Here is a 13,887-nt window from a genome sequence, read left to right on the forward strand (position 1 = left end):
TCATGCGTTACCGCACCGGTTCATTGATGTCGTCCGCGGGGTCGTAGTTTGGGTCCGCGAGGAACCGCTTCACCCACGTGTTTAAAACACCCAAGGGCGCGATCATATCTTCTTGAACGCCGACCGGATGGGTATTATCCAGCCTTAAGCATTCCAGGAAGAACAGCCGTACGTTAGTAAGCTTCGCGAGCTGACAAAGGTAGAAGAAGTTGCTGTAAGGATGTCCCGACACAAGCACAATCACCGTCGCGCCGGGATGGCAGAATACGAGATTGGCAAGTGACGCACCAGCTTCCGCCACGATCAGACGAGCATTTGAGAATACCGCTACTTGCTGAGCCCAACTTGCTTCACCTGGATCAAAGCCCCAAAGTCCCGCCTCATTCATAGCTGCTTCGACGTTCTGGCGATTTACAAGACGACGGTGTGTAACATTGCGCCTGATGATGTGAACGTTTTCGAACGTTCCGTCGACATCCCTGAAGTACGGCTTTGCCAACGCTCTCAACATTTTGATCGCAGTTGATGATATAAGCATGTCGCCCGGAAGCGGCTCCCGCTCAGTGTGGACGGCGGTGACGCAGATGTCCGTAGCGACGTGAAGGCAACCGACCTTAACGGCCGCGTCTCGCGTAACTTCAATAAGAGGGGGTGGACCACCAAATACCGCAGCCAAGATTTCCTTTAATTGCGCCGGCATGTTGTTGTCCACCAATAACGGCACCGAAGGCGACAGTCCGTTCTCCCTTGCAAGCAAATAACGCGGCAATACTTCCAATAGCCAATGATGATAATTACTGCCGTGATCATGCAGCATCCAATAGGCTTCATCCACAGACCAGGATTTCACAGGCAGATAATACGAACATCTATCCTCTATCAGATGGATAATATTTGGGCATTGAAGTTCGCGAGCGCGTGGGCCAGTTTCGGTGTAATCATAGAAAACATTGTGTGCCGATTGAACAATCAAACTGGTTGCACCAATCACTTCCACGTTCGAAAGAGTGCCATACACCGGTTCTGGCAGAGGGAGATCAACAGTTGCGAGCGTCGTTAAAGGTCGGTTTAGGAAAACCGGATCTTGAACAATTGTCGAGGTAGCAACTTTTGGCGTAGCAAGAACATCTCCAAATGAAGCGACCGCTTCCGCAACTTTTACGATACGGCCAGTTCCGACCATTCGCTGACGCGCATTACCCAGCCAATGATTTGGAATATAGGCGTTGAAAAAGAAATTATAACAACAAGCAGAAGCGCCTAGCTCGCCACGAGCCAGATAACCTATTGCCAGAGCGAGCCAATAATTATTGCGATTAGGCTTCGGCCTGAAGCTTAATTGTGCTGCAGACGCTGTCAGCGCTTTCACCAACGGCTTCCAAGCGGTCGCGTCTAATTGAGCACAGTGTTCCAGCGGTACTGCACGATTCAAATGCAGTTGGTCCATGATACTCCAAAGAACCTGTTCGGGGAGCAAGTTATCATGAAAGTCAAACGGAATCCGCCCTTCACGCAGGCCATACCGTACTAGGTGATCGGGATAGCGGGAATCAACATCAGGATAAGTTCGAGCGTAAAAAGATTGATCGAAACCGATTATGTCTTCCAACCAGGTTCTATTTCCGCCAGGAATACGTATTGCGCTTTCCTCAGCAGGTTTACGACCTTCATTTACTCCGTATCGCAGATAGTGATCCAGGACATCCATGCCCGCTTCATTTACATCAGGATATTTTTCTCGGTAAAACGCCCGATCGAACCCAATTATATACTCTATTTCCTCCATCTCTGCAGAGGTATATGCTGTTGTATCGAATATCCGCGCAAGAGAATTGTCAGCAGCTTTCAATTTTATTACTCCCGTTATCTAATCCTTCCCCGGAAGAAAAGAATCTTGGACCAGTAACAAATACGAAATCGCGCGCATCGTGCACCTTGTGACAAACCTGCTTTCAATGGATCGCTTTTCAGGATTAGTTGGTATGGAACTCAAAACATGAGCTAACAGCAGCTTCGCCAATGCTCAAAACAAGCATATCCAGTCGGCCACAAGATAAACATCATGCTTGGGCGGTTTTGCCAATGGCGCAGAAGCTACTGCAATCAAGGCTCGCTGACGGCTCCCCAAGTTGCTGGATATCCCAGTTCGACCACTGCAGGGCGCAACCAACTAACGATCAAGTCACGGTTTTCGGGCGTCAGATGGATACTCGATGGTCCCTTCTTCTCGTAATAGGCGTTCATCAACCCAGAAACCGATGCCACTTTCTCATTATGGTAGGGAGCCAGACCAACAAACTCCGCTAACTTAGCCAATGTCGGCTCAGTATGCTCAACCAAGTCTTCCAATCGTAACTCCAGCCATTTAGGATTATTCATATGTATGCGGCGGACCTTGATTAAGGCTGCAAGATGGCTTTCGAAGATGGTCAAAGCTTGCACTATATTAGTGGGCAACCATCGGCGTTCCAACAAGGAAAGCATGATATCACGCGGGTCACGTATGCAATGAACAATGTAACAATCCGGCCAAAGTGTACGGAGCAAATCTATTCGCCATATATTTGATGGCGTTTTTTCAACCCATGCTCCATAGTTTTCTCTTCTTGCCGCATCATCAAATGTTTGATCTACAAATTTACGGGTTGCGGCCAAGAGCGGTGCGGGATCATCAAAATATGACCGCGCTCGAATGAGTTGAGTAAACTCGTTCAGCGCCTCTTCATAATTGGTGAATTTTATGATGGGAAGCACCTCTTGATGCTTAAATTTGCTATCGTCGAGCCCAGTTACCTGCCGCCTCATAAGCGTTTCGAACCGATCAACGGCAGCCATTGCCCATGCGACTGAAAAGTTGCAAGTTAAAGCATCAATAACTGCGGCGAACCCATCTTCTTCGACAAGGAATTTTGTTTCCACCGGGAAAGCCAGCACTTCATGATGATGATAGAGAGCACTCAGCGTAATCGTCGTGCCGGAACGCCCAAGTCCGCCTATGAAAATTCGTTTCATAACATGCTCCTAATTTCTAGCGGGAAGAATAGCCGCATTCAATCTTACGTGATAGCTCGGCCGATAAGGCTTAAGGGGCGGAGGCACTGCTCCCGGAAGCCGCCCATTCGCCTCCAACATCTTCTGGAAAAGCTCGTTGGAATGATTGGCTTCAAAATAAGCGCGACTTGCCCTTACCTGATCTCGCCAATAGGACTCGTCGTCGAATTTACGCAAACAGTCTTTCAAGGTCCCAAGATCGTTCCAGTTCGGCGCTTCCGGATAGACTAGATCACGCCCTCCCCACAGGCGGCTAAGTGCATTCTCATGGACGAGAACTGGCGTGCCTGCGGACATCGCGTCGATCGATGCCTTACCTCCACCTTGCGGTAAAGTAGGAACATAAAGATCGATTTCCAAGGTATGGATAATTTCGCGGAATCCACTCACATGGCCGATATGCACAAAAGATTCCGGCGGCATACCCGCCGCGAAGAGCGCACCGCGCACATGTTCGACGAAATCACCAGATATCCTTCCCACATGGAAATGGGTTCCGCCTTTGCTGCGAATTATTTCGACAACGACATCCGGATAGCTGATGGGATATTTAAAATTCAAGAGCTTGTGTTCTCCTCCGCACGAAATACTTTTGAAAACAGGTTTTGCAAAAGATGAACCGTCGCGGCGGGTTCCGCTCTCGCGGGAGGTCATGCAGATGTAACCCGGATCAAGGCCCAGTTCGTGCTGGCATTGCTGAAAAGCGACATTGTGCAGATCGATATGCTCGGCATGCGACATGTAGCACCCCAGGCACGGGGTGTGATCGCAGTGATGAAAGAATAGTACCGGCTTGTCCTTTACCGGTGCAATGGCGGAAATTGCTACCGCATCGTAACTATGGCACATCGCCATGATTCTATTCGCGCTGGGATTGGCGATTAAGGCCTGAAGCGATTGAACGCGCGTGATCAGCTTCGATGAATCAAGCGTTATCACATCTATTACGTTGGGATGCGCCCGCAGGGCGCGGACGACGACGACGCTCCCGGAATGATTGTGAAGGTTGGTCGCGACAATCAGCAGCTTTCGCTCGCAGGCATCGGCAATATCGCGTATCAACTCGACATGGCCGCCCTGGAAGATACCTTCCGTGACGACCACGACGTCATGATCCATCTCTGTCAGGGTCCGCCCGGGCGCCAGCAAACGAAAGGCCGATGCTTCGCCGATTGACGCACATATATCGTCATAGACCGGGAACGGAAAAGACATTCCGGCGAACTGAAGGTTGGTTTCCATATCGCGGAAAAAATTAATCAACCGGTCCAGCGCGTCGTTCAACTGGCCCCTTTTAACCAACTCGCGCAAATTCGAAGCCAATTCCATCAAAAGTTCGTCCTCCAGCGGGCGCATCGGATGCCTGCCTCGCCAAACCTGTCGCCATTGTAGAAAACATACATCTCGCCATCGACCTTGATGACGCTCGGAAACATCGTCTCGCGCTCACCGGTGTTCGTGTCCTCAGGGGACAGGCCGTAGCCGCTGTCGTCAGGCGCACTCCAATCAATTCCATTCGACGAACGGGCGTATTCTATCCGGTAACCGTTCAGACGCCGAACTGAGAGCATCACGTGATAACCGTGATCGTCCCGCCACATGGCCGACCGGCCAAAACCAAATATGCCGTCTTCTCCCTGTTTGAAGCAAGGCATCGCCTTTTTGGGCCAGGAGATGCCATCATCGCTCTGCGTATAGGAGAGACTGTAGGTAGGCGTCGGTTTTCCCTGGACATCTATCATGCCATCCGACTGGGCAATCCAGGCTTTCCAGAGCCCGTCCTGATGGTCGAAGAACCCGGTTCTAACGAGATGGTGATCCGGCACGCGGTCAAGTACGGGCGTGTCCGCATAGCGCGTGAATGTTTCGCCGCCGTCCCTGCTGCTAGCCAGGCCGGTAAACAAAAAATAGCGCACGGTCGGTGACCGTTGCCAGCCCGCGTAGTATAGCCTCAGTTCTCCGGCATACGCGACCACCGACATCGGCGTCACCCCGTGCTCATCGAAGGCACCAGGGATGCCGACATCGAGGACCGGCTTCTCGGAAAAACCAATCACCTTCGACGGATCCTGGCGGGAGAAATCCACATATCCGATGCGGCCAACTTGCTCGGCATCCCAGAAGGCGGCAAAAACGCGTATCCGGTCTTGTTGCACGCATGCGGTTGGTACGTAGCCGTGCGATGCCATCCAGGGCGTTTGGCCGCCCACCGGGAATACCAGCCCCAGGTCCTGCCAGTTACCCATGTCAATATCCGCTTTTGGTAGATGGCCACGACGACAGAGGCCATTGATATGTATCGTAGACGACACAGCCGGCACCCCATTCGTGCTTGTAGTCGGCGAGACCGGTGTTGAGATGCCGCCCCTCTTGCTCCGTCGAGATGCCGAAATCAAAATAGCGCTTCGAACCAGCATAATGGCCGATGAGATGATCGAAAATCGCATCGAGCGCCGCCAATTCCTGACCACGGGAACCGGCGGCGATATATTGGGCGTGCGCTACATGCTCAGTTTCGAACATGACCACGCCGGCGACTGTCGCATCGTCTTTCTTGGCGACGAACAGCTTGATATTGTCGGGAAACCGGTCCGCCAACATGCGGATTTCGCTGCAAGTGTGGACCGGTGAACGAGAATGGCGCCGAGCCAGCACTTCCGCGAGGACCTGCCAGTACTCCTCCCAACCGTCCTTGTCCCATACCAGCTGGAGATCGGCTGCCTGGCTCTTGCGAAGGGCGCGTGCACGTCTGCGTGACCGTTGGCCCGGGGCACGATAATCAATCGTAGCCGACGTATCGCGCCTTCTGCAAATGGCATCGTTCCGAAAAAGAGCATAGATGCTGCCCTCGGCAGGGGCACGATTGTAGATCGTCGGCATGGCCTTATACACGATCGAATCGACACCCATTTCCTTCGCATGCTCGCCGAGCGCATTAAACATCTCAAGGACTTCGTCTATCCGGAGGTCCTGAGAATGGACGAGGCCACCGAAGGTCAGGCCCTGGTGAGAGTATAAGTGCGTTCCGGCCCGACTGGCCGGAAAAATGCCGGCAACGACCCCCTGCTTCAAAAGCACGAGGGAGGCGTCATCAAATCTGTCAGCGTGATACTCCATGAAATTGCGATCAAACAGGAAATGTCCATTCACGGCATCACGGTTGAAAGCATTCCATGCCTGCTTCATCATCGCATCATAGGGCGCGACAGTGATTGCGTTCATTCGCGAACCCTGCAAAACCGCTTGGCCGAGACACTCTGCCGTTCAGCCGGATTTCCTTTGTATATCCCATCCGCTTCGGTAGACGCATGGATACTACTGGACATGGCAATAAAATTATCCGGCGCCACCTTTACGCCATTGCCCATGGCGGCATTGACACCGATAAATGATCGCGCCCCCACTGTGCAGAAGCCCGATACCACCACATGCGAACTTATAAACACGTCATCTTCAATCACGCTGCGGTGACCAATGTGATTGCCGCTCCATAACGTGACATTATTACCGATGGTAACAAACGGCTGTAAAACGTTGTGCTCAAGGATGAAACAGTTACGTCCTATCTGGACATTGGGCCAGACGAAGGCCTTGGAGCTGACATAGGAGGCGAAGTCGTATCCGAGCGCCGCCAACCGAGCATAAAGGGACATACGGATTCGATTCAGCTGGCCATCACCGACAGCGACAAACACCTTAACGTCCTGAGGTGGGTATAAATCAGCTATCTGAGAAAGGCCGACGACCGGCAAGCCCTCGAAACTGTCGCTGTTCAAATATTGCTCATCGACAGTGAAGGCCACAGGCTCGTAGGGGGAATCATGCAGGAAGTATTGATGCGCCATCGCACCGATCTCGCTGGTGCCTACGATTAGCAGCTTTCCACCGACTTTCATGTCACGGTTTTCCTATAATGAGGTCGTCCCGACGATTGGCCATCGGCAAGTCGCGCGATTGAGGGACGAGGTAAGCGTCGCAGCCCGCCTGTTGAGCCCGCTGCATCATAGCCAGAAGAACACTATCGTCGATGCGACCGGTGGCATCCTCGAAAATCTGAACTTCGGGAGCTTCATCTTTGCCTGTATAAGCCTTGTGATAGGCGTGGCCGGCTTCACTTGCAAAGAAACGGCGGCGCTTGGAAAGATTTGGAATATCTCCAAACAACGCGCGACCACCCGGAGCCAAAGCGCGAACGGTTGCATCGACAACCGAAAACAGATTGGTCTCAATAAACATATAGTGCAGGACGCTGTAACAAAGAATAGCGTCAAATTGCACGTCGGCGATGCCGGCCCGCGCCATGCAGCCTGGGAACGCTCCTTCGTGCTTTCGCACATGCCCGGCATCGGGCAACTGGGACAGCATTTCGGGGCTATCAATCAGCCTGAGTTCGTGGCCCTGTTCTTCGCAGAGCGCCATCAGCATCCGCGGGAGATTGGCACACCCCGGCCCGATGTCTAGGATCCGTTTCTGGCGAGCGTCCAACGCAGGCAGCTTTGCGCGGATGTCGGCAAAAATATTGGGCTCGTGGCTTTCTCTATAGCTGTCGGGAAAGCCAATTCGCCCGTGAACCGAAAGATGCGGGTTACGAGCAAGGCTTCGAAAGCCTTCGTAGGAAAGTTCAACCTGGGCGAAATCAATTTTTGCATCCGATGCCAAATCGGTCATGATTATGGTCCTTACATCGTCAAGACCAAAGGCCCCGACTCCGATCGCCGGACGCCAAGGCAGAACGTACGTACGACTTCGACCACACGTTCAATCTCGGCGGTAGTGTGGGTCGCATCGAGTGGCAAGCTAACTAGTTGCTCTGAAAGCTTTTCAGATATCGGGAAGCTACCTTGGCCGAGGCCCATCGAGCTGAAACAGGGCTGCAAGTGAATAGGTGTGGGATAGTGTATGTTCGTGCCGATACCATTGCTGGCTAGGTAGGACAAGAAATCCTGACGAATATCGGCAGCTACCCTGACCGGGAATACATGCCAGACCGGCCGCGCCCATTCATGGACATGGGGCAAGCTCAGGCCGGGTAGGTTCTGCAATCTACGCAGATAAATATCTGCGTGTTCCACGCGCCGCGCGTTGAAGTTCTCGAGATAGGGCAGTTTTACATTCAAGGCCGCGGCCTGCACCGGGTCGAGGCGCGAGTTTGTCCCGATCTCCAAATGCTCGTATTTCCGCCGTGTGCCATAATTCCCCAACAGGCGAATCCGGGCCGCAAGGGCCGGATCATTGGTGGTCACGCAGCCCGCATCCCCAACCGCACCAAGGTTTTTGGTAGGATAGAAGCTGAATGCAGCGGCGTGACCAAGCGCTCCGCAACGCCTGCCTTTATAAAGCGCACCATGTGCCTGGGCGGCGTCTTCCAAAATCAAGATGGGACGAGTGCCGACGATCTCGGACAGACGGTCCATATCGCAAGGGTGGCCGTATAGATGTACCGGAATGATGGCGCCCGTGCTGTCGTTAATGGCCATTTCCACGGCGGTCATATCGATAAGGCCAGTGGTTTCCTCGACATCAACGAGCACAGGTTTGGCGCCAGCCTCGATTACGGCCAACGCCGTGGCGATAAAGGTATTGGCCGGGAGAATTACCTCTCGCCCCTCACCTATATCGGCCGCTCGAAGCGCGAGGGTCAGCGCCTGAAGCCCGTTGCCGATGCCTACTGCGTCGGAAACCCCGCAATAAGCCGCAAATGCCGCCTCGAAACGCTCCACTTCCGGACCACCGATGAGCGGCCCCGAGGACACCACCTCGCTGATCGCATTAATCACCCGAGTGCCAATGATCGAGGAGTAGCGCGAAAGGTCGAGATAGGGGATATCTGTATGCCTTTGAGCCCGATCCCAATCGACGAAAGCATCCCAGTCGCGAATGTAGTCGGCCTCATCAAACTTGTCGGAGGCGATAACTCCAACCAGCGCGTCCGGGCTAAAGTCGTACAAGTCTCGCCAATAGCCTGCAGGTAAGACAAGAGCCTGATCATTCGATATCAGATGAAAGCTATACGATTCCGTGCTGCTTTTGATATCAATCTTTACCGAGCCTCGAAACACGACAAACACTTGCCTAAGTTTCTTGTGCGCATGTCCACCGCGTCGCGCTCCGGGCTGCAGGCTGGCAAAGAAATAAAAGCGCTCAAAGGAAATGGGCTCGCCCCCAATATCCTCGACAACCCCCAACGTCCCGCTCTCGTCTGCAATCATCTGTATCGGAACTAGTCGTGGAATTTGGTTGCTTGTCACGTTTGGTTACCTACCTACGAAGTCCGTTTGCCCTGACAGAGCCATCCTTTGCACTTTTTTTGGGTTATAGGAGATACCATTTTTGATAGCAAGGGCGCAGTCTGCAACAGCGGGCACATCGGACCCTATTCCAGAAATTAAGCCCGTGAATAACGCTAGGAGTTTTAAGTAAACCTCTATCGTTCATCAGATAATATGCAATTAATACATATACACAGCTTATATTTCTCAATATATACATACTGTTTTACAAAATATAATGGAGAAATCGACCATATGTGCTTAGAAATAGGCAATTTATATCGGATAGATTATAAAGCATACTGTCGCGCCTCACGGCTAAAACTGCCGCGCGCTCCAGATAGGTTATCTAGGCATTATCTTATTTGCAGCTTAATGCAGCCCTAAGTAAGCAATGACTTTACGACAATGCCGAAAAAGTCGGCAGCGATGTGTTTTAATAACGACGCCCAGAGCAAGAAACACCAACCCCGAAACGCGAAATATCCTACTATTTTTCGAAGATATTCAGTGGATTTTTTTGGCGAGAAAATATTACTATGGTGGAAATTCAAAAAAAACTTTGCGACGGGAAAATTGCTTGCGGAGAAGGGATGCCGCATCCCACTCATGATTTTTGTCAATTCCTCCAGTATTTTTTTATAAATTAGATGTAAAAATAAGTATATATTCATTAATGTTTGCGGTAAATTCGAATTAACATTGATACTCGGCGCGTACTCATGAATATATTTTGAATTTCATCAATAAATATAATAATGAACCCTCCTTCAAACTATAACATCCCAGCGTGAAATCTAATTTATCCCCGCGTTTTCCCGCCTGCCACTTCGATGACGATAACCGCAAGCTTTTCGACACTGTATAGATAGCAGCTCGATGCCACAACAGAGGCCATAGCAAGCTCCTATCCGTTTCCAAACGGGAAATGACAATTGGCTGGGGCGCCTGGATTCGAACCAGGGGATGGCGGTACCAAAAACCGCTGCCTTACCGCTTGGCTACGCCCCAACGAAGGACGGACAGCGGCGATGGAATCTGTCGTCCCGGCAGGTGCGGCCTGCTCTAGCAAAGCTTTCCTTTCGTCTCAACGCCTAACTTTACTTTTTTCCGATTTTCCGGCGGCTTGTATTGGATGCATCAGCCGGCCGGGCCAGTTCGGGGGGTCGGCCTGGCGACTTTCCCATTTTCTTAAGGCAGTTTTCACATGCGCTGCGCAAGCAGCAATGCTAGACCTATCATCAATATTCCCTGACAGAATGAAAACGCCGAGCCCCCACATGGCAGAGGATCTCACCTTCGACCTTCAATTCTCGCCAGACTATTGCACCCCCGTTCAGGTGACGGAGCACGTTCAGAGGCTCACCGCCAACAACCCCTCCCCTTTCACCTTCCATGGCACCAATACCTATATCGTCGGCCGCTCGGCGGTTGCCGTGGTCGATCCGGGGCCGGAGGACGATCAGCATTTCGAAGCGCTGATGGCGGCACTTCAAGGGCGCGAGGTCAGCCATATTTTCGTCAGCCACACGCATCGCGACCATTCCCCTCTAGCCCGCCGTCTGAAGGAAGCGACTGGAGCGCTCACGGTCGCCGAAGGCCCGCATCGGCCGTCGCGGCCGCTGCATGCCGGCGAAGCCAATCCTTTCGCAGAAAGTTCGGATACCGGCTTCGTTCCCGACATCGCACTTGCCGATGGCGAAACCCTCGAAGGTAATGGATGGGCGATTTCGGCCGTTCACACGCCGGGACATACCGCCAATCATTGCGCCTTCGCGCTGGAGGGCACCGGCGTGCTGTTTTCCGCCGATCACGTGATGGCCTGGGCGACGACGATCGTGGCCCCGCCGGATGGATCGATGGCGGACTTTATGGAATCGATCGGGAAGCTACTGCTCCGCGAAGACCGTATTTTTCTGCCGGGACATGGTGGGCCGGTGAGAGAGCCGGCTGCTTTCCTGAGAGGCTTGAGAACCCACCGGCGCATGCGCGAGCGCGCCGTGTTGGAGCGCATCCGCGTCGGCGACCGGTTGATCCCCGACATGGTGAAGGTGATCTATGCCAACACCGACCCGCGCCTGCACGGTGCAGCGGCGCTCTCGGTGCTAGCCCATCTGGAAGATCTCGTGGAAAAAGGCCTCGTCCTCACCGAAGGTCCACCCTCGCTGGCAGGAGCCTACTGGCTGACCTGATGGGATCCTGGCAGGTGCCGTGGTCCCTCCGATCCACATGCCATGCCTGGAATTCCGTTTTCACCTGCCGCTGGCGGATATTCGCCGTGCCGCCGGCATTTCCGCAATAACCCCAGCCGACGGCGATCAGCCGCCGGCAATGCCCAGCAGTTCCGTATCCAGCCGGTCAAGAAAGTCCTCGGCGATCGCTTCGCCGATGCCGAGATCGTGCGATCCGTAGCGGGAGGCGACGCGTATGTCGACCGACGTCGTGTCCGCATCCTCGCGCAACCGGATGACGAGATCGAAGCGCAGGCCGAGGATCAGCGTGCGGGTTTGCCCCTGCAGAAGAACATCGCCGCTATTGCCGAAAATCGGCACCGGGGTGGGGTCGGGCCGCGGCAGGGGGATCGGTGCGACGTCGGGCACCGGCGCCTGCTCGTCCTGGCGGGCGGGACGTTCGGAAATATCCGGCGCCACGAGCTCCACGCCTTCCTTCCTGGTGATTGCGATCCGGGCGGAGAGTGCCGCCTTGGTCACGCCCTCATAGACCCGGTCGAGCGCGCCTTCGTAACGTCTGCCGGTCAAACCGGGATAGGCGACGAACTGGGCACGCCGACCCACGGGGCTGATGAAGAGAGGCCGCGGCAGCCATTGCTGGTTCACCTGCGGCTCGGCAATCCACGGCGCGGGATCTGAAAGATCGGTGGACACATCGTAAAGCGCCGGCAGGGTGTAATAATAGAAGGCGCCTGTCGCCACCACGCCGAGCGGGATCGCAGCATAAAACAGGCCTTTGGCCGCAGCGGCGCCGCCTTCAGCCCCGACCTGCCAAAGGCGCATCAGGCCGATCAGCGACAGAGGCACGGAAACGGCGGCAATGACAGCCGAAAGAAAGAGAAGCGCCAGGAAATCGGGTGTCGTCAGCGGGCCGAACCGATGCGCCGCCGTGGCGATCAGAAAAAGCGCCAGCGCCGAAAAACCAAGCCGCCTTGCGGCATAGGCCGAATGGGAAACGGGGCGGACGAAACGGACGGTCATCGGATCGGAACAGGCTCCGTGGCGAATTTAACCGCCCATGTGTAAAACAGCTTCGCCTGGAATGGAATTCACGGATTCTCATCCGCGGAAGCAAAGGATTAAGACCATGCGCCTTCACCGACTTCTTATCCTCGCCGCCCTGGCCGCACCGCTCGCCGCCTGCCAGACCATGACCGCGGAGGAGCGACGGGCGGCGGACGAAAACACCTGCGCCGGATATGGTTTTCGCCGGGGTACGGATGCGATGGCCCGCTGTATGCTGGATCTGGAGCTTGACCGGCGTGCCGATTCGCGCGCACTCCAAACCCGCGCCGACCGCATGATGTGGCCGCCCATGGTGGTCGAGCGGCGGGTCATCGTGGAGCGGCGATAGGCAGATCGCTGCGTTTCGGCCGGCGGCGGGCAAGGTTCATCGGCCGCCGGGAGCCATGTCAGCAGCGGTATTGAAGCTCGATCCTGATCCCTCCCGGGCCGTAGACGAAGATCTGGCCGATATCGGTCGCGGGGATGGTATCGTGTTCGAAGCGGTATCCCGTCGTCTCGATGTGCTTCAACACCACATCGCGTTCATAAAAGGCGAAGGCCACGTGGTTGATCATGCCGGCGGGGGATCGCCATCCCGCTCGACGATATTGAGATGAATGAAGGGATGTTCGTCGAGGTAGAGCCAGTGGCCGGGAAAGGGAAAGGGCGGCCAGAAGCCTTACCTGGCACCCAGCACCGTTTCCAGGAATGCAATCATCGGCCCGGCATCGTGGGTGTGGATATTCACGTGGTCCAGACGGGGCATATGAGCCTCCCTCTTCTCCTCGGCTAAGGTGATCATAACACGGTGAGCGGATGCGTGAGGACGTGGTTTTCAGAAGTTCTTCATATTGAAATGGGGAATGCCTACGTCGAGGAATTCTCCGTCATAAGCCTTGAAACCAAAACGTTCGTAAAGCGCCATCTTGTCGCTCTGGGCGGCAAGGTGGAAACGACCGTCGCGGACGTTCTTGTGCTCTTCCATCGCGTGGCGCAGCATGGCGCTCGCCACGCCCTGTCCGCGCCAGGCGATGCCGGTGACGACGCGACCGATCTTCACATAGTCCTTGGCCAGGATGACCCGCAGCGTGCCGCAGACATCACCGGATTTGATGGCGACCACATGGTAGGCGCTCAGGTCATCGGCATCGAACTCTTCTTCCGGCGGCACATTCTGCTCAATGATGAAGACTTCCCGGCGCAGGCGGAATGCCTCGTTGCAGAGCGTGCTGAAGACTGGGACAGTGAGAACGGTTATGGCGGTCATGATCGTTCCGGTTCGTAAATTATCCCATCACCCAAAATCAACATCTAACGCCAGTTGAGTGTTC

At 54.3% G+C, this 13,887-nt stretch carries 12 protein-coding genes, 1 tRNA gene and 1 pseudogene; 2 read left to right on the plus strand and 12 right to left on the minus strand.

What is annotated here, in order from left to right; all coding sequences use genetic code 11:
* Positions 1-7 precede the first annotated feature (7 nt).
* The 9 genes from DMO26_RS03710 to DMO26_RS03755 form a co-directional block, all read right to left on the minus strand.
* Positions 8-1,849 (minus strand): glycosyltransferase family 61 protein, encoded by a 1,842-nt coding sequence (locus DMO26_RS03710; protein WP_162894699.1) that lies wholly within the window; start codon positions 1,847-1,849, stop codon positions 8-10.
* A 254-nt stretch (positions 1,850-2,103) separates the two neighbouring features.
* Positions 2,104-3,012: a sulfotransferase family protein gene (locus DMO26_RS03720; protein WP_117190684.1), complete on the minus strand. Its 909-nt coding sequence runs from the start codon at positions 3,010-3,012 to the stop codon at positions 2,104-2,106.
* A gap of 9 nt (positions 3,013-3,021) precedes the next feature.
* A complete protein-coding gene (locus DMO26_RS03725) occupies positions 3,022-4,407 on the minus strand; it encodes a glycosyltransferase (RefSeq protein ID WP_162894700.1) in 1,386 nt (461 codons plus the stop codon).
* Positions 4,380-5,297 carry a glucosyl hydrolase gene (locus tag DMO26_RS03730; RefSeq protein ID WP_117190686.1) on the minus strand — a complete coding sequence of 306 codons (918 nt, stop codon included), beginning with the start codon at positions 5,295-5,297 and terminating at the stop codon, positions 4,380-4,382. The genes DMO26_RS03725 and DMO26_RS03730 overlap by 28 nt, the downstream gene beginning before the upstream one ends.
* 1 nt (position 5,298) lies before the next feature.
* Positions 5,299-6,273 (minus strand): GNAT family N-acetyltransferase, encoded by a 975-nt coding sequence (locus DMO26_RS03735; protein WP_117190687.1) that lies wholly within the window; start codon positions 6,271-6,273, stop codon positions 5,299-5,301.
* The gene (locus DMO26_RS03740; RefSeq protein ID WP_117190688.1) at positions 6,270-6,947 is read right to left on the minus strand and encodes an acetyltransferase; all 678 of its coding nucleotides are present in this window, start codon (positions 6,945-6,947) and stop codon (positions 6,270-6,272) included. Before DMO26_RS03740 ends, DMO26_RS03735 begins: the two co-directional genes overlap by 4 nt.
* A 1-nt stretch (position 6,948) precedes the next feature.
* Positions 6,949-7,719: a class I SAM-dependent methyltransferase gene (locus DMO26_RS03745; protein WP_162894701.1), complete on the minus strand. Its 771-nt coding sequence runs from the start codon at positions 7,717-7,719 to the stop codon at positions 6,949-6,951.
* An 11-nt stretch (positions 7,720-7,730) separates the two neighbouring features.
* The gene (locus DMO26_RS03750) at positions 7,731-9,299 is read right to left on the minus strand and encodes a DegT/DnrJ/EryC1/StrS family aminotransferase (protein WP_264319342.1); all 1,569 of its coding nucleotides are present in this window, start codon (positions 9,297-9,299) and stop codon (positions 7,731-7,733) included.
* Between the two features lie 957 nt (positions 9,300-10,256).
* Positions 10,257-10,331: transfer RNA gene (locus DMO26_RS03755), tRNA-Gln, on the minus strand.
* A gap of 269 nt (positions 10,332-10,600) precedes the next feature.
* Between DMO26_RS03755 and DMO26_RS03760 the strand changes: the two genes are divergently transcribed.
* Complete coding sequence (locus DMO26_RS03760; protein ID WP_117190691.1) at positions 10,601-11,512, plus strand: MBL fold metallo-hydrolase; 912 nt, start codon at positions 10,601-10,603, stop codon at positions 11,510-11,512.
* A gap of 126 nt (positions 11,513-11,638) precedes the next feature.
* Here DMO26_RS03760 and DMO26_RS03765 read toward each other — a convergent pair whose 3' ends face one another.
* The gene (locus DMO26_RS03765) at positions 11,639-12,532 is read right to left on the minus strand and encodes a DUF1499 domain-containing protein (RefSeq protein ID WP_117190692.1); all 894 of its coding nucleotides are present in this window, start codon (positions 12,530-12,532) and stop codon (positions 11,639-11,641) included.
* 106 nt (positions 12,533-12,638) lie between these two features.
* Here DMO26_RS03765 and DMO26_RS03770 point away from each other — a divergent pair, with 106 nt between their 5' ends.
* Entirely contained in the window at positions 12,639-12,905 is a 267-nt protein-coding gene (locus DMO26_RS03770; RefSeq protein ID WP_117190693.1) for a hypothetical protein, read from the plus strand.
* Positions 12,906-12,963: 58 nt separating this feature from the next.
* Here the strand turns inward: DMO26_RS03770 and DMO26_RS34900 are convergent.
* Positions 12,964-13,322, minus strand: a pseudogene (locus DMO26_RS34900) (VOC family protein).
* A 69-nt stretch (positions 13,323-13,391) separates the two neighbouring features.
* The gene (locus DMO26_RS03780) at positions 13,392-13,826 is read right to left on the minus strand and encodes a GNAT family N-acetyltransferase (RefSeq protein ID WP_404947015.1); all 435 of its coding nucleotides are present in this window, start codon (positions 13,824-13,826) and stop codon (positions 13,392-13,394) included.
* Positions 13,827-13,887: the final 61 nt, after the last annotated feature.

The organism is Rhizobium terrae, from assembly GCF_003425685.1.
Lineage (GTDB): Bacteria > Pseudomonadota > Alphaproteobacteria > Rhizobiales > Rhizobiaceae > Neorhizobium > Neorhizobium terrae.

Excerpts from the sequence above, each read along its gene's own strand:
- DMO26_RS03720 (WP_117190684.1), bottom strand. The coding sequence starts at position 3,012 with ATGAAACGAATTTTCATAGGCGGACTTGGGCGTTCCGGCACGACGATT.
- DMO26_RS03725 (WP_162894700.1), bottom strand. The coding sequence starts at position 4,407 with ATGCGCCCGCTGGAGGACGAACTTTTGATGGAATTGGCTTCGAATTTG.
- DMO26_RS03730 (WP_117190686.1), bottom strand. The coding sequence starts at position 5,297 with ATGGGTAACTGGCAGGACCTGGGGCTGGTATTCCCGGTGGGCGGCCAA.
- DMO26_RS03735 (WP_117190687.1), bottom strand. The coding sequence starts at position 6,273 with ATGAACGCAATCACTGTCGCGCCCTATGATGCGATGATGAAGCAGGCA.
- DMO26_RS03740 (WP_117190688.1), bottom strand. The coding sequence starts at position 6,947 with ATGAAAGTCGGTGGAAAGCTGCTAATCGTAGGCACCAGCGAGATCGGT.
- DMO26_RS03745 (WP_162894701.1), bottom strand. The coding sequence starts at position 7,719 with ATGACCGATTTGGCATCGGATGCAAAAATTGATTTCGCCCAGGTTGAA.
- DMO26_RS03760 (WP_117190691.1), top strand. The coding sequence starts at position 10,601 with ATGGCAGAGGATCTCACCTTCGACCTTCAATTCTCGCCAGACTATTGC.
- DMO26_RS03765 (WP_117190692.1), bottom strand. The coding sequence starts at position 12,532 with ATGACCGTCCGTTTCGTCCGCCCCGTTTCCCATTCGGCCTATGCCGCA.
- DMO26_RS03770 (WP_117190693.1), top strand. The coding sequence starts at position 12,639 with ATGCGCCTTCACCGACTTCTTATCCTCGCCGCCCTGGCCGCACCGCTC.